18 protein-coding genes are annotated in these 19,600 nt (G+C 66.1%); 15 read left to right on the forward strand and 3 right to left on the reverse strand.

Annotated elements, in window-relative coordinates:
• Positions 1-36: 36 nt before the first annotated feature.
• Positions 37-1,983, reverse strand: a complete 1,947-nt coding sequence (locus tag PD284_RS10875) for an adenylate/guanylate cyclase domain-containing protein (RefSeq protein WP_274628217.1) — start codon at positions 1,981-1,983, stop codon at positions 37-39.
• A gap of 394 nt (positions 1,984-2,377) precedes the next feature.
• A complete protein-coding gene (gene hemN / locus PD284_RS10880; RefSeq protein WP_274628218.1) occupies positions 2,378-3,733 on the reverse strand; it encodes an oxygen-independent coproporphyrinogen III oxidase in 1,356 nt (451 codons plus the stop codon).
• A gap of 155 nt (positions 3,734-3,888) precedes the next feature.
• Here hemN and PD284_RS10885 point away from each other — a divergent pair, with 155 nt between their 5' ends.
• Positions 3,889-4,611 carry a Crp/Fnr family transcriptional regulator gene (locus PD284_RS10885; RefSeq protein WP_274628219.1) on the forward strand — a complete coding sequence of 241 codons (723 nt, stop codon included), beginning with the start codon at positions 3,889-3,891 and terminating at the stop codon, positions 4,609-4,611.
• 13 nt (positions 4,612-4,624) lie between these two features.
• On the opposite strand, the gene PD284_RS10890 is transcribed toward PD284_RS10885, so the two are convergent.
• The gene (locus PD284_RS10890) at positions 4,625-5,152 is read right to left on the reverse strand and encodes a hemerythrin domain-containing protein (RefSeq protein WP_274628220.1); all 528 of its coding nucleotides are present in this window, start codon (positions 5,150-5,152) and stop codon (positions 4,625-4,627) included.
• Positions 5,153-5,310: 158 nt separating this feature from the next.
• Here PD284_RS10890 and ccoN point away from each other — a divergent pair, with 158 nt between their 5' ends.
• From ccoN to mnhG, 14 genes are all read left to right on the forward strand, one after another.
• Positions 5,311-6,921, forward strand: a complete 1,611-nt coding sequence (ccoN, locus tag PD284_RS10895; RefSeq protein WP_274628221.1) for a cytochrome-c oxidase, cbb3-type subunit I — start codon at positions 5,311-5,313, stop codon at positions 6,919-6,921.
• Between the two features lie 11 nt (positions 6,922-6,932).
• Positions 6,933-7,664 carry a cytochrome-c oxidase, cbb3-type subunit II gene (gene ccoO, locus PD284_RS10900; RefSeq protein ID WP_274628222.1) on the forward strand — a complete coding sequence of 244 codons (732 nt, stop codon included), beginning with the start codon at positions 6,933-6,935 and terminating at the stop codon, positions 7,662-7,664.
• 8 nt (positions 7,665-7,672) lie between these two features.
• Entirely contained in the window at positions 7,673-7,825 is a 153-nt protein-coding gene (locus PD284_RS10905) for a cbb3-type cytochrome c oxidase subunit 3 (protein WP_274628223.1), read from the forward strand.
• 1 nt (position 7,826) lies between these two features.
• Positions 7,827-8,690 carry a cytochrome-c oxidase, cbb3-type subunit III gene (ccoP, locus tag PD284_RS10910; RefSeq protein ID WP_274628224.1) on the forward strand — a complete coding sequence of 288 codons (864 nt, stop codon included), beginning with the start codon at positions 7,827-7,829 and terminating at the stop codon, positions 8,688-8,690.
• Between the two features lie 210 nt (positions 8,691-8,900).
• Positions 8,901-10,457, forward strand: coding sequence for a cytochrome c oxidase accessory protein CcoG (gene ccoG, locus PD284_RS10915; RefSeq protein ID WP_274628225.1), 1,557 nt, complete (start codon positions 8,901-8,903; stop codon positions 10,455-10,457).
• Positions 10,454-10,951, forward strand: coding sequence for a FixH family protein (locus PD284_RS10920; RefSeq protein ID WP_274628226.1), 498 nt, complete (start codon positions 10,454-10,456; stop codon positions 10,949-10,951). The genes ccoG and PD284_RS10920 overlap by 4 nt, the downstream gene beginning before the upstream one ends.
• Positions 10,948-13,194, forward strand: a complete 2,247-nt coding sequence (locus PD284_RS10925) for a heavy metal translocating P-type ATPase (protein ID WP_274628227.1) — start codon at positions 10,948-10,950, stop codon at positions 13,192-13,194. Before PD284_RS10920 ends, PD284_RS10925 begins: the two co-directional genes overlap by 4 nt.
• Entirely contained in the window at positions 13,182-13,346 is a 165-nt protein-coding gene (ccoS, locus tag PD284_RS10930) for a cbb3-type cytochrome oxidase assembly protein CcoS (protein WP_274628228.1), read from the forward strand. The genes PD284_RS10925 and ccoS overlap by 13 nt, the downstream gene beginning before the upstream one ends.
• Positions 13,347-13,516: 170 nt before the next feature.
• Positions 13,517-16,414: a monovalent cation/H+ antiporter subunit A gene (locus PD284_RS10935; protein WP_274628229.1), complete on the forward strand. Its 2,898-nt coding sequence runs from the start codon at positions 13,517-13,519 to the stop codon at positions 16,412-16,414.
• Positions 16,414-16,755, forward strand: coding sequence for a Na+/H+ antiporter subunit C (locus PD284_RS10940; RefSeq protein WP_274628230.1), 342 nt, complete (start codon positions 16,414-16,416; stop codon positions 16,753-16,755). Before PD284_RS10935 ends, PD284_RS10940 begins: the two co-directional genes overlap by 1 nt.
• Positions 16,755-18,398 carry a monovalent cation/H+ antiporter subunit D gene (locus tag PD284_RS10945; RefSeq protein WP_274628231.1) on the forward strand — a complete coding sequence of 548 codons (1,644 nt, stop codon included), beginning with the start codon at positions 16,755-16,757 and terminating at the stop codon, positions 18,396-18,398. Before PD284_RS10940 ends, PD284_RS10945 begins: the two co-directional genes overlap by 1 nt.
• Complete coding sequence (locus PD284_RS10950) at positions 18,395-18,880, forward strand: Na+/H+ antiporter subunit E (RefSeq protein WP_274628232.1); 486 nt, start codon at positions 18,395-18,397, stop codon at positions 18,878-18,880. Before PD284_RS10945 ends, PD284_RS10950 begins: the two co-directional genes overlap by 4 nt.
• Positions 18,877-19,158, forward strand: coding sequence for a K+/H+ antiporter subunit F (locus PD284_RS10955; RefSeq protein ID WP_274628233.1), 282 nt, complete (start codon positions 18,877-18,879; stop codon positions 19,156-19,158). Before PD284_RS10950 ends, PD284_RS10955 begins: the two co-directional genes overlap by 4 nt.
• Positions 19,155-19,541, forward strand: coding sequence for a monovalent cation/H(+) antiporter subunit G (mnhG, locus tag PD284_RS10960; RefSeq protein ID WP_274628234.1), 387 nt, complete (start codon positions 19,155-19,157; stop codon positions 19,539-19,541). The genes PD284_RS10955 and mnhG overlap by 4 nt, the downstream gene beginning before the upstream one ends.
• Positions 19,542-19,600: the final 59 nt, after the last annotated feature.

The following is a 19,600-nucleotide window of genomic DNA, read 5'->3' on the forward strand; positions in this document are numbered from 1 at the left end:
CCTTCCCGTGTTCAACGAGCAGCCCTTTCCGGCGGGTCACCCAGCGCCAGCGCGCTCCTCTTCGGCGTCCACCAGTTCGAACAGCTCGACCTGCTCATGCCTGCCTTTGGCCTGGGCCAGGCCGAGCGACCTGAGATTGAATGTCCCGGAACAGCGCGCGCGCACCGCACCGCTGACCAAGATCGTGGTGCCGAACTGCTTGTTCATGCCTTCGAGGCGAGAGGCGACGTTTATCGTATCGCCCATCCCGGTGTACTGACGGCGCGATTGTGCCCCGACGCTGCCGACCACGGCCTCGCCCGTGTGCAGGCCGAAGCGGGTGATCAACACGGGGCGCCCCGCCGCGGCGTGGCTGCGGTTGAGCTCGTCGATCGCCTGCTTGAGTGCGAGGGCGCAGCGGCATCCATGCTCGACGTGGTCCGGATCCGCCACTGGCGCGTTCCACATCGCGTAAATCGAGTCGCCGAGATACTGGACGATGACTCCTTCGTGGCGCTCGACGATGACGTTCATAAGCTCGAAATACTCCGACAGCAGGCCGACCACTTCCTCGGGGCTGTGCTGTTCGGAGATCGTGGTGAAGTCGCGGATGTCGGTGAAGAGGACGGTGACCTCCTGTCGCGTCGCCTGAGCGGCGCTTTCCTGTCCCGCCGACACGATCTTGCGCACCAACTCGCGGGGAACGTAGAGCGCAAACGTGCGGATCGCCTCGCGCGCCGCGGCAAGCGCCGATTCGAGCGTGTTGATCTCCGTGATCCAGGAGTATGACCTCGGCCGTTCCTGGAGTTCGAGGTTGCCGATCTGGCGAGCGTCGCCAGCCAGTGCATAGAGCGCGCGGCTGATGAGGCGGGCAATCACCAGGGCTGCCAGCACGCCTACCACCAGCAGGAGCCCCGATATCCAGAGGGTGCGCTGCAGCAGCGCCATGGCGGAGCCGGTGAAATCCGAAAGCGGCGCGGCGATGACGATGGTGTTGGTGAGCAGCCCGCCGATGTCGACGGTCGAGGCCCGGCCGAGATAGGGTACGCCGCCGCTCATGAAGTTCAGCGCGACGCCATCGGCCTCGGCCGTCCTGGGAAGCCGGGTCTTCACGTCATTGACGACAGGATCGGCCTCGGCGACGAAAGCGGCGCCCGCCCTCGGCGCAGTCGAGAAGGTGTCGAGGATCTTCTGCATGATCGCTGGATCGGAGTGGGCGAGCAGCTTTCCCTGATGGTCGAAGACGTAGCCCCTGGCGTTCTCGGAGATCGCCTGGCGGGAGAGCAGCCGGCTCATGGTCTCCAGGAGGACGTCCACGCCGGCGATGATGCCGGGGTCTTGAGGCGTCGGCACTGCGAGCGTCAGGCTGAGCGAGTTGGTCGATGCGCTCACATAGGGACCGACGGACGCGGGCCCGCGCGCCCGGCTGGCCGCCCGGTACCACGGCCGCTGCGTCGGATTGTAGTTGACCTGTCGGGTGGCGCGCTGTCCGATCTCGCCGCCTTGCCCGTCCAGGAAGCGCCACGTGGCTTCGGTCCCCTCATCGTCGCGAACGATGGTGCGCAGCGCGAAGGCCGTCTCGGGCGGCGCGGACAGCGCCTTGATCCAGCGCGGGTTGGTGGCGACGTTGACCGTCTGCACGAATGACCCGTCGGGATAGCCGACATAGATGTTGTCGAGGTAGGGCGACGCGTGCAGCGTCTTCAGCATGTAGGCCTTCTTGGCGTCGAGATCCGCAGGCGGCTTCGACCGCATCGACGGGAGGACCGAGGTGGTCGAGACGGCCGAGTAGCCGTCGCCGAACACCGTGCGGTAGCGATCGATCGCGTGCGAGCTGAGCAGCTTCATCTGCTGGGTCGCTGCGCTCACCGCTTCCCGCTTGCCTTGCTGGTGGCTCAACCAGATCAAGGGCAGCGCGATGCTTATCAGCAGGAGCACGATGACGACGCTGAGATGGACCCTGAGCGGCCGCGCCCATCTTGATGCGAATGCGTCACCTGGCATGTCGCGACCCCGGGGCGAGACGAGAGGAGGGCCGCCCATTGGAGCGAGGCAATCTCGGAAAAACGCCGCAGGCGCACAGCACGCCGGCTTGCGGCTTGCGGTCGCTGGCGGCCCTCTCCATCAGCGGCTCGAGACCATGGACACTACTCACCGATCCCTCGGCGGGGCTGATGGCTGGCCAATCACCCCGACTGCGATTGCGCGTGCAAGCTGAGGCCGCCGCGGATCAGGGCGCTGACGTCGTCCGCAAGCCCTTGAGCCACCGCAACTTCGCGGGAAGTTGTACCGAACCAACCGGCGTCGAACAAGCGCTGCGGGAGCCGATCACCGGCAGGCTCATCGGGGAGCCGTTCGGGCAACGCATGCGCCCTCATGCGCTCTTCAGCGGTGGCGGTCAGACGGCGACGGAATGCGCTTTCTTCGTCGTGCGCCGGTAGGCGTCGAAGCGGGCGGCGACCGAGCGGGCGAACATCCTGCTGTCCGGCGGAATGACGAAGCGGTCGCCGTTGCGGACGAGCATGTCCGGCGCGGCGCGGGCCAGGCTGTCGGCTTCGCGACAGACATCTTCGGCATCCTTGCCGAAACCCTGCGTGATCGATTGCGTCGAAAAGGCGAAGTCGCACATCAGGCGCTCGATCACCCAACTGCGCACGCGATCCTCCGGCGTGAACGCGATGCCCTTGGCGATCGGCAACTGGCCGGCAACCACATCGCGCTGGTAGGCGGGCATCGGCACATGGTTCTGCGCGTAGCCTTCGCGGAAACGGCTGACGGAGGAGGGGCCCAGTCCGATCAGCGTCTCCAGGCTGTCGTCGGTGTAGCCCTGGAAATTGCGGTGCAGGCGGCCGGTCCGCGCCGCCTGCGCGAGAGAGTCGCCGGGCTTGGCGAAGTGGTCGATGCCCACCGCCTCATAGCCGCCCTCGACGAGTATGCGGGCGGCGAGCTGCGACTGTGCGAGGCGTTGCCTGCCGTCCGGAAGCCAGGCGTCGTCGATCATGGTCTGGTGCTTCTTGAACCACGGCACATGCGCGTAGCCGAACAGCGCGATCCGATCGGGCGCCAGCGTCAGCGCCTGGCGGACGGTCGCGCCCACGCTGTCCTCTGTCTGGTGGGGCAGGCCGTAGAGAAGATCGAAGTTGATGGCGTCGATGCCGCGCCCGCGGAGACCTTGCACGACGTCCCGCGTCAGCTCGAAGCTCTGCTCGCGGTTGATCGCCTTCTGCACTTTCGGATTGAAGTCCTGGATGCCGAGGCTGGCGCGCGTGACGCCGATGGCTGCCCAGGCGTCCAGCTTTTCCGCGGTCATGTCGTTGGGGTCGATCTCGACGCTGATCGCCGCGTCGCCCGCCATGTCGAGATGCGCCCGCAGCGTATCGGCCAGCATGTGCAGATCGTCCGGGCGCAACATCGTCGGCGAGCCGCCGCCGAAATGCAGCGCCTTGATCCTCCCTCGGCCGGCCAGCTTTGCGCCAAGCGCGACGATCTCGGTGCGGAGCAGCGTTAGGAACGCGGTGACGGGTTCGTAGCGATGCGTCTGCTTGGTGTGGCAGGCGCAGAACCAGCACAACTTGTCGCAGAAGGGGACGTGCATGTAGAGCGACAGGGCGTCGTCGGCGGGTATCGCGTCGAGCCAACCGTCGACCGTCCGGGAGGTCACGGCGGCGTGAAAATGAGGCGCAGTGGGGTAGCTGGTATAGCGGGGAACGGTTTCGCCGAGCCGGGCATCCAGGTCATCGGGGTCGCGCTGCATCTGAGGGCTCCTTGTCCGCCCTCACGTGCGCCACGGGTCCGCGCTTCGCCTTGATGTGGATCAAGGAATGCATGGCAGGGACAAACTGGCGCGGGGCAATCGCTGCACTTAACTGCTAGAGGGAAAGTTGAAATCCGGTGCGGCAGTCGAGAATCTTGCGTAAAGACATCCATTCGGACGGTATCCCCGTGCTCTGCGAGTCGTGTGAGGTCCGCCATCGCGGCCTTTGCGGTGTTCTGGAGCCGGATCAACTCGTCGCACTCGCCAAAACGTCCACCAAGCACAAGATCAGCGAAGGCGCCGAATTGATCGGCGACGCCGAGCGGATCGAGAATTACTCGAACGTGCTCTCGGGCGTGGTCAAGCTGAGCAAGGTCATGGCGGACGGCCGCCAGCAGATCGTTGGCCTCCAGTTCGCTCCCGACTTCCTGGGTCGCCCGTTCAGGGCGGAAAGCGACATCAACGTCGAGGCGGCGACGGAGGTGTCGCTGTGTTCCTTCCCCCGTTCGGCCGTCGAGCGGCTGATGAAGGAACAGCCGGAGCTGGAGCATCGACTGCTCCAGCAGACGCTGAAGGAACTCGACGAGGCGCGAGACTGGATGCTGACGCTCGGCCGCAAGACCGCGGTGGAGAAAGTCGCAAGCTTCCTCCTGATGATTGCGCGCAATTCCCATCCGAACGGCCAAGCCGGTCGGCAGAGCCTGAGCTTCGACCTGCCGCTCAAGCGCGCCGATATCGCCGATTTCCTGGGGTTGACGATCGAGACGGTCAGCCGGCAGCTCACCAAGCTGCGCGCGGAGGGAGTCATCTCCATCGAGAACAACCGCCACGTGACGATCGGCAACCTGGCCCGGCTGGAGGCTTGCGCCGGCGCTTGATGCGCGCGCCGGCTCACACGGCCGCGGACGGCGGGCGATACAGGCTCGGCAACACATGCTCCCGCTCGAAGGCGATGTGGCGACGCAGCGTCTCGAAGAATGCCCTCAGCATGAAGCCCAATGCTTCAGGATTGTCGACCGGACCCCCGCGGCCGATCGTCATCAGCACCTCGGTGATGTCCTGGGCGGCGCACTCGTCCTCGACATGCTCGGTTGTCAGCCGACGGATCGAAGACGCGCTTGCCGCAGCATCAGTGAAGCTCTTGCGGAAGGCGGGGAAGACGACGTCTTCTTCGTATCGATGACTGACGCGCAGCAGCGGTACGAGGATGCCTGCGAGCTGCAGGCACCTCAGCCGATCGACGGCCGGTAGAGAATCGGCAAGTTCCTCAAGCGCCTCGCAGAGCCTGAGCTTCTCGTCATGAGCGCTCCATACGTCCTCGCAAGGCGCAGGGCCGTGATTGCCGCAGGCCGCGGCGATCGGGCACCCCTCCCGGATGCTGCACCGGCCTGCGGTCGTCTGCTCAAGCTGAATATTCACACGCATCTCCACCGACCTCTCACGCAGAAGGCTGACGCAATGTCGCACCGTGGGCTTTGATTTGGATCAAGGCGCGAGCTTGAAGCGTGCGGAATGGCTGGCGGCGCGGGCCGTCTCTGAGTCCCGTGCATCGGAATTCCGCGTCGGGGACCTTTTTCATGAGATTCGGACCAGAGATTATCGGCGTCGGCCTGTTCGCGTTCGCCGCCCTCATGGGCGTCGCCTTCGCGGCCGACGACCTCTTCCGCCAGCACATGTGGGTGCTGTTTTTCGTGCTCGGCACGACCACCGTGGTCCTCCTGCGCAGGGCGAGCTTCGCGCCTGAGCAGCGGGTCGATCCCGACGCCTTCATGGATGACCCGATCCGCTACGGCGCGATCGCCACCATGTTCTGGGGCGTCGTCGGCATGCTGGTCGGCGTCATCGTCGCGCTGCAGCTCGCCTATCCGGACCTCAATCTCGAGCCCTGGTTCAATTTCGGCCGCATGCGGCCGCTGCATACGTCCGGCGTGATCTTCGCCTTCGGCGGCAACGCGCTCATCGCCACTTCGTTCTACGTCGTGCAGCGCACGTGCCGCGCACGGCTGTTCGGCGGCAATCTCCCCTGGTTCGTGTTCTGGGGCTATCAGCTTTTCATCGTGATGGCGGCGACGGGCTATCTGCTCGGCTCCACCCAGAGCCGCGAGTATGCCGAACCCGAATGGTACGTCGACCTCTGGCTGACGATCGTCTGGGTCGCCTACCTCGTCGTGTTCCTGGGCACGATCCTGAAGCGCAAGGAACCGCATATCTACGTCGCCAACTGGTTCTACCTGTCGTTCATCGTCACGATCGCGATGCTGCACGTGGTCAACAACCTGGCGATCCCGGTCTCGCTGACCGGTTCGAAGAGCTACTCGGCTTTCGCCGGCGTGCAGGACGCGCTGACGCAGTGGTGGTACGGCCATAACGCGGTGGGCTTCTTCCTCACCGCCGGCTTCCTGGGCATGATGTACTACTTCGTGCCGAAGCAGGTGAACCGCCCGGTCTATTCCTACCGGCTCTCGATCATCCACTTCTGGTCGCTGATCTTCCTCTACATCTGGGCCGGCCCGCACCACCTGCACTACACGGCGCTGCCCGACTGGGCGCAGACGCTGGGCATGGTGTTCTCGATCATGCTGTGGATGCCGTCGTGGGGCGGCATGATCAACGGCCTGATGACGCTCTCGGGCGCCTGGGACAAGATCCGCACGGATCCGGTCGTGCGCATGATGGTCGCCGCGATCGCCTTCTACGGCATGGCCACCTTCGAGGGGCCGATGATGTCCATCAAGGCGGTCAACTCGCTGTCGCACTACACCGACTGGACCATCGGCCACGTGCACTCGGGTGCGCTCGGCTGGAACGGCCTGATCACCTTCAGCGCGCTCTACTACATGGTGCCGAAGCTGTGGAACCGCGAGCGGCTGTACTCGATCCGCATGGTCACCTGGCATTTCTGGCTCGCCACGCTCGGCATCGTCGTCTACGCGGCCGTCATGTGGGTGTCGGGCATCATGCAGGGCCTGATGTGGCGCGAGTACGACGAGCAGGGCTTCCTGGTCTACTCGTTCGCCGAGACGGTCCAGGCCATGCATCCCTACTACGTCATGCGGGCGCTGGGCGGACTGCTCTACCTCTCGGGCATCGTCCTGATGGCCTACAACATCGCCATGACCATCCTTGGCCATCAGCGCGAAGAGGCGCCGATCGGCGGCCGTACGCCTGCGCTGCAGCCCGCGGAATAAGGAGCCTCACAATGGGCATTTTGAACAAGCACGGCACCATTGAACGCAACGCGACGCTGCTGCTGGTCGGTTCGTTCCTCGTCGTGACGGTGGGCGGCATCGTCGAGATCACGCCGCTCTTCTACCTCGAGAACACCATCGAGAAGGTGGAGGGCATGCGGCCCTATTCGCCGCTGGAGCTGGCGGGCCGCAACGTCTACGTCCGCGAAGGCTGCTACACCTGCCACAGCCAGATGATCCGCCCGTTCCGCGACGAGGTGGAGCGCTACGGCCACTACAGCCTGGCGGCGGAATCCATGTACGACCACGGGTTCCAGTGGGGGTCGAAGCGCACCGGGCCGGATCTCGCGCGCGTCGGCGACCGCTATTCGAACGAGTGGCACGTCCAGCACCTCATCGAGCCGCGCTCGGTGGTGCCGGAGTCGATCATGCCGCGCTACGGCTTCCTGAAGGACAAGCCGCTCGACACCAAGAACTTCTCCACGAACCTGGTGGCCAACGTCAGGGTCGGCGTGCCCTACACCGACGAGATGATCGCCAACGCCGAAGCCGACCTGAAGGCGCAGGCAGACCCCAACGCCGACACTTCCGGCGTCGAGGCGCGCTACCCCAAGGCAAAGCTGGGCGACTTCGACGGCAATCCGCAGGCCCTGACCGAGATGGATGCACTCGTCGCCTACCTGCAGATGCTGGGCACGCTGGTCGACTTCACGACCTACGACGAAGCAACCGGATATCGCTGAGGCCAGCCATGGAAACCTATACCGCGCTGCGCCAGTTCGCCGACAGTTGGGCGCTGCTCGCCATGACGCTCTTCTTCATCGGCGTCGTCGTCTTCGCCTTTCGGCCAGGCAGCCGCGCAAATGCAGAAGAAGCGGCGCGCATTCCCCTCAAGGACGACTGACATGAGCGACAAGCATATCGACGAAGTCTCCGGCGTTTCGACGACCGGCCACGAGTGGGACGGCATCAAGGAACTCGACAATCCCATGCCGCGCTGGTGGCTGTGGACGTTCTACGCCACCATCGTCTGGGCCCTGGCCTATACCGTCGCCTATCCGGCCTGGCCGCTGATCAATGGCGCGACGAGCGGTCTGCTCGGCCAGTCGAGCCGTGGCGACGTCAAGAACGAACTGGCTGCGGCGGAGGCTGCGAAGTCCGACTATGTCGCCGCCGTTGCCGACAAGAGCGTCGACGAGATCCTCGGCGACGAGAACCTGCGCACCTTCGCCACCGCGGCGGGCTCCGCGGCGTTCAAGGTCAACTGCGTGCAGTGCCACGGCTCGGGCGCCGAGGGTTCGGCCGGCTATCCGAACCTCAACGACGACGAGTGGCTGTGGGGCGGCTCGCCCGAGCAAATCCGGCAGACGATCGCCCATGGCGTCCGCTTTGCCGGCGACGACGAGACGCGCGTCTCCGAAATGCCTGCGTTCGGCGACATGCTGGAGCCCAAGCAGATCTCGCAGGTGGCGACCTTCGTGACGTCGCTCTCGGGAGCCGAAGGCGATGCCGTCGACATCGATGCCGGCCGCCAGCTCTTCGCCGACAACTGCGCCGCCTGCCACGGCGACGACGGCAAGGGCAATCGCGAGCTTGGCGCACCCGACCTGACCGACGCGATCTGGTTCTACGGGTCATCCCACGCCGCGATCGCAGCGCAGATCAGGGCGCCGAAGCATGGCGTCATGCCAGCATGGTCGGCGCGCCTCGGCGACACCACCGTCAAGGAGCTGACGGTCTACGTCCATTCGCTGGGCGGCGGAGAATAGGGTCCTGCGGCAAAGCGTCGGCGGGGGCCGCCGCGCTGCTGGACAAGGGCGGAAATCCGGCCTTTGCCGTGGTTTCCGCCCACTATGTCGCAGGCGTCACTTGACCTGAATCAAAGTCTCGGCGCGGTCCCTCGGCGACGTTCGCGGGCATCAAGTACCGTCGCCCGACAGCCGAGACGAGGCTGCCGGGCGTCGCAGCCGGATGTGACCATGCTGGATACCAAAGAAGTCGAGAGGCTCGACGCCGAGGCCGTGAACTCGGCGCACACGCGTCAGCCGCTCTACACCGCACGCAAAAAGATCTTTCCGAAGCGCGCGACCGGCCGCTTCCGCAACTTCAAGTGGCTGGTCATGCTGGTCACGCTCGGCATCTACTACCTGACGCCGTGGCTTCGCTGGGACCGAGGCCCCTACGCGCCCGACCAGGCGGTTCTGGTCGATCTCGCCAACCGGCGCTTCTATTTCTTCTTCATCGAGATCTGGCCGCAGGAGTTCTACTTCGTGGCCGGCCTGCTGGTGATGGCCGGGTTCGGCCTTTTCCTCGTCACATCCGCCGCCGGCCGCGCGTGGTGCGGCTATACCTGTCCGCAGACCGTGTGGGTCGACCTGTTCCTCGTCGTCGAACGTGCGCTGGAGGGCGACCGCAACGCACGCATCAAGCTCGACAGCGGACCCTGGACGGCGCGCAAACTCGGCATACGGGTGGCCAAGCACGCGATCTGGATCGCCATCGCGGTGGCGACGGGCGGCGCCTGGGTATTCTACTTCGCCGACGCGCCGACGCTGCTCGTGGATGTGGTGACCGGCAACGCCGCCGTGGTGGCCTACGGGACCATCGCGGTGCTCACCGCCACGACCTACGTCTTCGGCGGGCTGATGCGGGAGCAGGTCTGCACCTACATGTGCCCCTGGCCGCGCATCCAGGCGGCGATGCTCGACGAGAACTCGCTGACCGTTACCTATAACGACTGGCGCGGCGAACCGCGTTCGCGCCATACCAAGAAAGTGGCGGCCGCGGCGCCGGCGGGGGACTGCGTCGACTGCAACGCGTGCGTGGCCGTCTGCCCGATGGGCATCGACATCCGCGACGGCCAGCAGCTCGAATGCATCACATGCGCGCTCTGCATCGACGCGTGCGACAGCGTCATGGACAAGATCGGCAAGGAACGCGGCCTGATCTCCTATGCGACGCTGTCCGACTACAACGCGAACATGGCGCTGGCGACCGCAGGCGGGACAGAGGCGATCGACCCGACGCGCGTGCGCGGATCGGACGGCCGGCTTTCGGACAAGATTGCAAGCCTCGGCCTTGCCAAGGTCCTGAGGCCGCGGACGTATGTCTATTTCGCGGCCTGGTCGCTGGTAGGACTGCTCCTGGTCTACGGCCTGCTCGTGCGCGACAGGCTGCAGGTCAACGTGCTGCACGACCGCAACCCGCAGTTCGTCGTTCTGTCGGATGGTTCGATCCGCAACGGCTATACGGTGAAGCTGCTCAACATGATCCCCGAGCCGCGCACCATCATCGTGACCCTGCAGGGGCTGCCCGACGCCCGGATGAACGTCGTCGGCAGCAGCCAGCCGGACGACCGTTCCTTCGCCGTGCAGGTGGAGCCCGACAGGCTTAAGACACTGAAGGTCTACGTGACGCAGCCGGCCAACCTGGTGCAGCGTGGCGCGCAGGCCTTCAACTTCGTCATCGAGGACAAGTCGAGCTTCGAGACGGACAGCTACACCGCGAGCTTCGAGGCGCCGGAGGCAACCAGATGAGCACAAGGCAATCCAAGCAGGGCGGGTTCACCGGAACCCACATGCTTTTCATCATGCTCACCTTCTTCGGGGTCATCATCGGCGTGAACCTGACGATGGCGGTCTTCGCAAATACGAGCTGGACGGGCCTCGTGGTGAAGAATTCCTATGTGGCGAGCCAGTTCTTCAACGAGAAGCTGGCGGAGGGACGCGAGCAGGCGGCCCTCGGCTTGACGCCCACGCTGACGATCAGCGACGGCGGGATCGGCTTCCGGATCGCCGATGCGGAGGGCCGGACGGTGCCGGCTTCGGGCGGCCAGATCGTGCTGCGTCGTCCGGCCTACGAGGCAGAGGACGCAACGGTGCCTCTGGCGGCGCTGCCGGACGGAACGCTTCACGCAGCTCACCGCGTCCGCGACGGGCTGTGGATCGTCGACGTCAGCGCCGAGATCGGGCGTGAGCGTCCCTATCGCGAGGGCCGCCGTATCGTCGTCAAGGACGGGAGGCTGCAATGAGCTGCTGCGCGCCCGGCGCGGAACTTGCCCTGGACGTCCAGTCGCTGCCCTCCGATGACGAGGTCGGGCTCGCCAGCCGCGCGCTCGGCGACGGTCGGCGTCAGGTGGAACTTGCCGTGCCGGCCGTGCATTGCGGCGCCTGCATCTCCGCCGTCGAGCAGACGCTTGCGCGCCTCGAGGGCGTCGAGGCGGCGCGCGTCAACCTTTCCACCAAGCGGGTCACGGTGCGCTGGCTGGGCGATGCCGTGCCGCCGCTGGTGTCGACGCTCGCGGGCATCGGCTATCCGCCCAACCTCTTCGATTCCGAAGCCGACACAAAGGATGGCACGCTGGGCGAGCTGATTCGCGCCGTTGCGGTCTCAGGCTTCGCCGCCGCCAACATCATGCTCTTGTCCGTCTCGGTGTGGTCGGGAGCGGAGGGAGCGACGCGCGACCTCTTCCACTGGGTATCGGCGATGATCGCGCTGCCGGCGCTCGCCTTCGCCGGCCGGATCTACTACCGGTCGGCCTGGTCCGCGCTCCGGCATGGCCGCATGAACATGGACGTGCCGATCGCCATCGGCGTGACGCTCGCCTATGCGCTGAGCCTCTACGAGACCGTCAACCACGGCGCGCATGCCTATTTCGACGCGTCTGTCACGCTGCTCTTCTTCCTGCTAATCGGCCGCACGCTCGACCATGTGATGCGCGACAGGGCGCGCGCGGCGGTGATCGGGCTGGTCCGGATGGCGCCGCGCGGCGCCATGGTGATCGAAGCCGACGGCGGCCGCAGCTACCGACCGGTGGACGAGATCGTTCCGGGGACACGGCTGCTGGTCGCCGCCGGCGACCGCGTGCCGGTCGATGCGCGCGTCGAGGAGGGCGTCTCGGACGTCGATTGCTCGATCATCACAGGCGAAAGCCGCCCCGTCGCCGTCGCCGCCGGCAGCGTGGTGCGCGCCGGCACGATGAACATGACGGGCGCACTGACGGTCGAGGCCGTCGCCAGCGCTTCGGACTCCTTCCTTGCCGACATGGTGCGCATGATGGAGGCGGCCGAAGGCGGCCGCGCTCGCTATCGCCGCATCGCGGAGCGCGTCTCCGCGGCCTATGCGCCGGTGGTTCACCTGACGGCGCTTGCCGCCTTCGTGGGCTGGATGTTCGTCAACGGCGACTGGCACAACGCCATGACCATCGCGATCGCCGTGCTGATCATCACCTGTCCGTGCGCGCTTGGGCTTGCGGTTCCGATCGTCCAGGTCATGGCGGCGCGCCGGCTGTTCGAGAACGGGGTAATGGTCAAGGACGGCGCCGCGATGGAGCGGCTGGCCGAGGCCGACGCCGTGGTCGTCGACAAGACCGGAACGCTGACCCTCGGCCGCCCACGGCTTGCCAACGCGCCTGAGATCGACCCCGACATGCTGCAGGTCGCAGCCGAGCTGGGGGCACATTCGCGCCATCCCTATTCGCGCGCCGTCGCGATCCACCGCGCGCCAGCCGAGGCCGCGGTCAGGTTCGAAGGCATTCGCGAGCATCCCGGTCTGGGCATCGAAGGTCATTTCGACGGAAGCCTCTGGCGTCTGGGCCGGGCGGAGTGGGCCGCGGGCGAGGGGGGGGGCAACGCAACGACCCTGGCGCGCGACGGCAAGGCCGTCGCCGCTTTCACCTTCGAGGACATTCTGCGGCCCGGTTCGCGCCAGGCGCTCGAAGAACTGGCCGCGAAGGTCGGCCCGGTCGAGATGCTGTCCGGCGACAATGAGGCCGCTTGCCGCGCGACGGCCATGGCGCTCGGTATCGACACCTATTCGCCGGGCCTGCTGCCCGCCGACAAGGTTGCGCGCATCGAGGCGCTTTCGGCGGAAGGCCGCAAGGTCGCGATGATCGGCGACGGACTGAACGATGCGCCTGCGCTCGGCGCGGCGCATATCTCGTTCGCGCCGTCGAGTGCGGCCGATGTCGGCCGCAATGCGTCGGACTTCGTGTTCCTGCGCGACAGCCTGATGGCCGTTCCGCTGGCCGTCGACGTGGCGCGCCGTGCCGGCCGGCTGATCAGGCAGAATCTCGTCATGGCCATCGGCTACAACGTCATCGCCGTACCGCTGGCGATCTTCGGCTATGTCACGCCGCTGGTCGCGGCAATCGCCATGTCGGGCTCCTCGCTGCTGGTCATCGCCAATGCGCTCCGCCTAGCGGCGCCCAGCCTTGGCGCCGGCGAAGCGAAGCAGCCGGACGCACACGAAGGGAGAGCCCAATGGCAACATTGATCTACCTCATGCCGGTCGCGCTGTTTCTTGGCGGCGCAAGCCTGGCCGCGTTCCTCTGGTCGCTGCGCAGCGGCCAGTACGAGGATCTCGATGGCGCAGCCGTCAGGGTGCTGGCTGACGATCCCCCGGCCACACCCAAGGACCGCGACTGACCGCGCAGACGAGCGAGGTCAGGCTCCGTCGCGCCGGCTGGCGCGACGCGGCCGATCACGCAAGTTTAAGATACAAACCGTCCCTGGAGGCGCATTGGCGATTGTCACCGCGATATTCGGTGGCTAGTGAAGGTTCATCGCCCAATTTCTGAGACGGAGACCCGCCCGGGATGACAGATCACGCCCTGCTGACGGTCATGGTTCTGCTGCCATTTGCAGGAAGCCTGGTGACCGCCACGCTGGCGTCTTCCAGCCGTGACGTCGCCGGGGCGTTGGCTGGCGTCGTCGCCCTCCTGTGCCATGTCATCACCTGGGTGCTCTATCCGACCGTTGCAGCGGAAGGCGCGGTGCGGGCGACATTCGCGTGGGTGCCCAGTCTCGGGCTGGAAATTGCGCTGCGGCTCGACGGTTTCGCCTGGCTGTTCGCCTTCCTGATCTCCGGCATCGGACTGCTCGTCGTCATCTACGCGCGCTACTACATGTCCGCGGAAGATCCGGTGCCGCGGTTCTTCTCGTATTTCCAGGCCTTCATGGGCGCCATGCTCGGCGTCGTCGTGTCGGGAAACCTCATCCTGCTGGTCGTCTTCTGGGAGTTGACCAGCATCGTCTCCTTCCTGCTCATCGGCTATTGGCATCACAACCAGGCCGCGCGCGACGGCGCCCGCATGTCGCTGACCGTGACGGGAATCGGCGGGCTCGGTCTGCTGGCGGGCGTGCTGATCCTCGGCCATATCGTCGGCAGCTATGATCTCGACCGCGTACTGCAGTCCGGCGACCTGATCCGGGCGCACGACCTCTACGTGCCGGCGCTCCTGCTCATCCTGCTTGGCGCGCTGACGAAAAGCGCGCAGTTCCCGTTCCACTTCTGGCTGCCCAACGCCATGGCCGCGCCCACGCCGGTTTCAGCCTATCTGCACTCCGCGACCATGGTGAAGGCCGGCGTCTTCCTCATGGCGCGGCTCTGGCCGGTGCTTTCAGGTACGCCCGAATGGTTCACCATCGTGGGGCTTGCCGGCATGGCGTCGCTGGTGCTCGGGGCCTACCTGGCGATGTTCCAGCAGGACCTGAAGGGCCTGCTTGCCTATTCGACGATCAGTCATCTCGGGCTGATCACGCTGCTGCTGAGCTTCGGCAGCCCGCTCGGCGCCGTGGCCGCCATCTTCCACATGATGAATCACGCGACCTTCAAGGCGTCGCTGTTCATGGCCGCGGGCATCATCGACCACGAGACCGGCACACGCGACCTGAGACGTCTCAGCGGTCTGTTCCGGTACATGCCGATCACCGGCACGTTGGCCATGGTGGCGAGCGCCGCCATGGCGGGCGTACCGTTGCTCAATGGCTTCCTCTCCAAGGAGATGTTCTTCGCCCAGGCGGTCGAAACGCATGCGTATTCCTGGCTGGATACCGTCGCTCCCTACGCGGCGGTGCTCGCAAGCATGCTGGCCGTCACCTATTCGATGCGCCTGATCCATTCCATCTTCCTGGGCGCTCCTCCTGAAAGCTTTCCGCGCGAGCCGCACGAGCCGCCGTTCTGGATGCGGTTTCCTGTCACATTCCTGGTGTTCGCCTGCCTCGTGGTCGGTATCGTCCCCGGCCTGACCATTGGGCCTTACCTGCACGTCGCCGTTGAATCTGTGCTCGGCGCGGAGACGCCGGAATACAGCCTCGCGGTCTGGCACGGCGTGACACTGCCGCTCGCCATGAGCGGCCTGGCGCTCGCCGGCGGCGGGCTGCTCTATCTCGCGATCGGCAACTATCTCGAGGCCTCGGAGCGGCCGCTGCTCCTGGGCCGCATCGAAGGACAGCGAATCTTCGAGCGGGTGATGGTCACCATTTCCTGGCGATGGGCGCGTTTCATCGAAAGCCATCTCGGCACCCGCCGCCTGCAGCCGCAGTTGCGGCTGCTGGTGCTGGTCGCCTTCGCGGCCGCCTTCGTTCCGCTGTATCGCGGCGGCTTCGTCCTCGCCGCCCCGGACGCGGCCGGGACCGATCTGGTCTTCGTCGGGCTGTGGACGATCGGCGTGGCCTGCGCCGTGGCCGCCGCCTACCAGGCAAAATTCCACCGGCTCGCGGCGCTGGTGCTGCTGGGCGGCACCGGACTCGTCACCTGCGTGACCTTCATCTGGCTGTCCGCGCCCGACCTTGCCGCGACCCAGCTCGTCGTGGAGATCGTGACGACGGTGTTGATCCTGCTCGGTCTACGCTGGTTGCCGAAACGATCAAGGGATCTGATCGAGCCGAGCGGCGCGATGGTGCGGCTTCGCCGCTTCCGCGACCTTGCCCTGGCGGTGGCGGCAGGCGTCGGCATGTCGGCGATAGCCTACACCGTGATGATGCGCCCCTCACCGGACACGATCGCCGACTTCTTCCTGGAGAAGGCGTACAGCGAGGGCGGCGGGCGCAACGTCGTCAACGTCATCCTCGTCGACTTCCGTGGCTTCGACACGCTGGGCGAGATCACGGTGCTCGGCATCGTGGCGTTGACGGTCTTCGCGCTGTTGCGCCGCTTCCGTCCTGCTCCCGACAGCATCGAGCGCCCCGAGCAGCAGCGCATCCAGCATGCCTATGACGAAGCGCATCCCAACCGCGCCCCGGACGCAACCGCGGTCGACTATCTGTTCGTGCCTGCGGTGATCATGCAGTGGATGTTCCCGGTGATCATCGTGCTGGCGGCCTATCTGCTGCTGCGCGGCCACGATGCCCCGGGAGGCGGCTTCGTCGCAGGGGTCGCCATGGCCGCTGGCTTCATCCTGCAGTACATGGCGGCGGGAACCACATGGGTGGAAGACAGGCTGCGTATCCTGCCGGTGATGTGGATCGGCGGCGGCCTGCTGATCGCGCTGCTGACCGGCGCGGCTGCCTGGCTGTTCGGAGAGCCCTTCCTGACGTCGTATTTCCGGTACGCCGACCTGCCGTTCATCGGCAAGATTCCGCTGGCGTCGGCAGCTCTCTTCGACTTCGGCGTGTTCTCGCTCGTGGTCGGCGCCACGGTGCTGATGCTTATCGCACTTGCCCACCAGTCGATCCGCCGGCTCCGCGCGGCGCGAATCGAGGAGTCGACCTGATGGAACTGACGCTTGCCATCGCCATCGGTGCACTCACCGGATCGGGCGTCTGGCTGATCCAGCGACCGCGCACCTATCAGGTCATCATCGGCCTTTCCTTGCTGTCCTACGCCGTCAACCTGTTCATCTTTAGCATGGGCAGGCTGCGCATCGGCGCGGCACCGGTGCTCGGGCAGGGCGGGACGGTCAATCCGGCTGACTATGCGGATCCGGTTCCGCAGGCACTGGTGCTCACGGCGATCGTCATCGGTTTCGCGACCACGGCGCTGTTCCTCGTCGTGCTTCTCGCGTCACGCGGGCTGACGGGCAGCGACCACGTTGACGGGCGGGAGCCTCGCTGATGGGCTGGTCGCAGCACCTGCTGATCGCTCCGATCCTCCTTCCGCTGGCAACCGGGGCGACCCTGCTTCTGTTCGACGAGCGGCGGCACGTCCTGAAGGCAGGCCTCAACTTCGTGTCGACGCTGATGTTTCTGGCGCTGTCGATCGCGCTGCTGCGGCTCGCCGACGCGCCGCCGGCGGAAGCCGAGGCGCTGACGCGTTCCTATGCGCTGGGGAACTGGCCGGCTCCGTTCGGCATCGTGCTGGTGCTCGATCGACTGTCGGCTCTGATGCTTCTGCTCTCGGCCGTGCTTGCGATCGCATCGCTGGTGTTCTCGCTGGCGCGCTGGCACAAGGCCGGACCACACTTCCACACGCTGTTCCAGTTCCTGCTGATGGGGCTGGGCGGAGCCTTCCTCACGGGCGACCTGTTCAACCTGTTCGTCTTCTTCGAAGTGCTGCTGGCCGCCTCCTACGGGCTCATGCTGCATGGCTCGGGGGTGTTCCGTGTGCGCGCCGGGCTGCACTACATTGCCGTCAACCTTGCCGCTTCGCTGCTGTTCCTGATCGGGGTCAGTCTTGTCTACGGAGTCACCGGCACGCTGAACATGGCCGACCTTGCGGTGCGGCTGCCCGGCGTCGCGGACGAGGACCGGATGCTGCTGGAGGCGGGTGTCGCCATCCTGGGCGTCGCTTTCCTGGTGAAGGCCGGCATGTGGCCCCTCTGCTTCTGGCTGCCGGCGGCCTACATGGCGGCAGCCGCGCCGGTGGCGGCGCTGTTTGCGGTGCTGAGCAAGGTCGGCGTCTATGTGCTCCTGCGCCTCACACTGCTCCTCTTCGGCAGCGAAGCCGGCGCGCTGACCGGTTTCGGCGGTCCCGTTCTGCTGTTCGGAGGCATGGCGACGGTCGCCTTCGGCGCCTTCGGCGTGCTGGCCTCCCAGGCGATGGGGCGGCTCGCCGGGTACAGCCTGCTGGTCTCGTCGGGCACGTTGCTTGCAGCCGTCGGCATGGGAGACACGGCGGTCGTTTCGGGCGCACTCTTCTATATGGTGAGCTCCACGCTGACGATCAGCGCGCTGTTCCTGCTGATCGAACTGGTCGAGCGTGCGCAGGAGCCGGGGGCGGACCTGCTGACCGTCACCATGGAAGCATATGGCGACGAGGTCGAAGCCGAGGAGGACGAGGAAGAGGAGGTCGGCGTCGTGATGCCGGGCGCGCTTGCCATCCTCGGCGTCTGCTTCGGTTGCATCGCCCTCCTGCTTGCCGGTCTGCCGCCTTTGTCGGGCTTCATCGCCAAGTTCGCGTTGCTCACCGCCATGTTGAACCTGGACGGACTCGGCGCGCCCGCGGATATCCCTGCTCGGACCTGGGTGCTGGCGGCACTGCTCATCCTGTCGGGCCTGGCCGCGCTGCTCTCGATGATGCGTACCGGCATCCGCACCTTCTGGGCGCCGCTGGAGGTCATCGTCCCCCGCGTCCTGGTCGTCGAAGTGGCGCCCATCATCATGCTGATCGGGCTCTGTTTCGCGCTGACCGTGCAGGGCGGGGCCCTGATGGGCTATACCGATGCGACGGCGCGGTCCCTGCATTCACCGGGCGGCTATATCAGCAGCGTACTGCCGAAGGCCGGCGTGGATGACGGGGCAGGGGAGGCCGCACAATGAGCCGCGTGCTGCCCTATCCGCTGCTGACGGCATCCCTGATCCTGATGTGGATGCTGCTCAACGCCTTCTCGCTGGGCCACTTCCTGCTCGGAACGGTCGTCGCGCTGATCGCGTCCCGCGCGATGGCGGCGCTGCATCCCTCCAAGCCCAGGCTGCGACGGTGGCGGCGGATTCCGCAGCTTCTGGGGATCGTGCTGCTCGACATCCTGCGCTCCAACATCGCCGTCGCCAGCGTGATCCTCCACGGCCTGCGGCGCCAGCGGGTTGCAGGCTTCGTCGCCATCCCGCTCGCATTGCGCGACCCGACGGGATTGGCGGTACTCGCCTGCATCGTGACCAGCACCCCCGGCACGGCGTGGGTGGAGTACGATTCCGATACCGGCATCCTGCTGATCCATGTGCTCGACCTGCTCGACGAGGAGGAATGGATCGCCCTGATCAGAAATCGCTACGAGGCCCTGCTGCTGGAGATATTCGAATGAGCGCCGTCGTTCTCGTGTGGGCGGTGACGATTGCACAGTGCATGCTCGTCGTCGCCATGGGCTGCAATGTCTATCGGCTCGTGCGCGGCCCCCGCGCGCAGGACCGCGTGCTCTGCCTCGACGCGATGTACGCGAACGCCATGCTGCTGATACTAACGTTCGGTATCCGCACCGGCAGCACGTTCTATTTCGAAGCGGCGCTGGTGATCGGCGTCATCGGCTTCGTGTCGACGGTGGCGCTCGCCAAGTTCCTGATGCGGGGCGAGGTGATCGAATGACCCATGCGGAAGCCTTGCCGGCCTGGGCGGCGCTGCTGACGGCCTTCTTCGTGCTCCTGGGCGCGAGCCTTACGCTGATCGGCGCGATCGGCACGTTGCAGCTGCGTACCTTCTTCGAGCGGATCCATGCGCCGACGCTTGGCACGAGCTGGGGAACCGGCGCGATCGTCATCGGCTCGATGATCTGCTTTTCCGTGCTCCAGACCCGCTTCGTCTTGCACGAAATCCTCATCGGCATCTTCGTCACGGTGACGACGCCGGTGACGCTGATGTTGCTCGCCCGCGCCGCGCTCTATCGCGACCGCACCGAGGGAAACGTCGAGGTTCCGCCCCACGAAGTGGTGGCGCAGAAGGATGGATCGGGCGAGCCGACCGGATCCTGAACCGGAAAGGGCGCGCCCCTGCATGGACGCGCCCTCGACCGAAAAAAATGCGGCGGCAA

Source organism: Mesorhizobium shangrilense, assembly GCF_028826155.1.
GTDB classification, from domain to species: domain Bacteria; phylum Pseudomonadota; class Alphaproteobacteria; order Rhizobiales; family Rhizobiaceae; genus Arvimicrobium; species Arvimicrobium flavum.

What these genes read in the sequence shown, in the direction of transcription:
- PD284_RS10945 (WP_274628231.1), top strand. Translation starts at nt 16,755, where the DNA reads ATGGGCTGGTCGCAGCACCTGCTGATCGCTCCGATCCTCCTTCCGCTG.
- PD284_RS10920 (WP_274628226.1), top strand. Translation starts at nt 10,454, where the DNA reads ATGAGCACAAGGCAATCCAAGCAGGGCGGGTTCACCGGAACCCACATG.
- ccoO (WP_274628222.1), top strand. Translation starts at nt 6,933, where the DNA reads ATGGGCATTTTGAACAAGCACGGCACCATTGAACGCAACGCGACGCTG.
- PD284_RS10905 (WP_274628223.1), top strand. Translation starts at nt 7,673, where the DNA reads ATGGAAACCTATACCGCGCTGCGCCAGTTCGCCGACAGTTGGGCGCTG.
- ccoS (WP_274628228.1), top strand. Translation starts at nt 13,182, where the DNA reads ATGGCAACATTGATCTACCTCATGCCGGTCGCGCTGTTTCTTGGCGGC.
- PD284_RS10935 (WP_274628229.1), top strand. Translation starts at nt 13,517, where the DNA reads ATGACAGATCACGCCCTGCTGACGGTCATGGTTCTGCTGCCATTTGCA.
- ccoP (WP_274628224.1), top strand. Translation starts at nt 7,827, where the DNA reads ATGAGCGACAAGCATATCGACGAAGTCTCCGGCGTTTCGACGACCGGC.
- ccoN (WP_274628221.1), top strand. Translation starts at nt 5,311, where the DNA reads ATGAGATTCGGACCAGAGATTATCGGCGTCGGCCTGTTCGCGTTCGCC.
- hemN (WP_274628218.1), bottom strand. Translation starts at nt 3,733, where the DNA reads ATGCAGCGCGACCCCGATGACCTGGATGCCCGGCTCGGCGAAACCGTT.
- PD284_RS10875 (WP_274628217.1), bottom strand. Translation starts at nt 1,983, where the DNA reads ATGCCAGGTGACGCATTCGCATCAAGATGGGCGCGGCCGCTCAGGGTC.
- PD284_RS10925 (WP_274628227.1), top strand. Translation starts at nt 10,948, where the DNA reads ATGAGCTGCTGCGCGCCCGGCGCGGAACTTGCCCTGGACGTCCAGTCG.
- PD284_RS10950 (WP_274628232.1), top strand. Translation starts at nt 18,395, where the DNA reads ATGAGCCGCGTGCTGCCCTATCCGCTGCTGACGGCATCCCTGATCCTG.
- mnhG (WP_274628234.1), top strand. Translation starts at nt 19,155, where the DNA reads ATGACCCATGCGGAAGCCTTGCCGGCCTGGGCGGCGCTGCTGACGGCC.
- PD284_RS10955 (WP_274628233.1), top strand. Translation starts at nt 18,877, where the DNA reads ATGAGCGCCGTCGTTCTCGTGTGGGCGGTGACGATTGCACAGTGCATG.
- ccoG (WP_274628225.1), top strand. Translation starts at nt 8,901, where the DNA reads ATGCTGGATACCAAAGAAGTCGAGAGGCTCGACGCCGAGGCCGTGAAC.
- PD284_RS10940 (WP_274628230.1), top strand. Translation starts at nt 16,414, where the DNA reads ATGGAACTGACGCTTGCCATCGCCATCGGTGCACTCACCGGATCGGGC.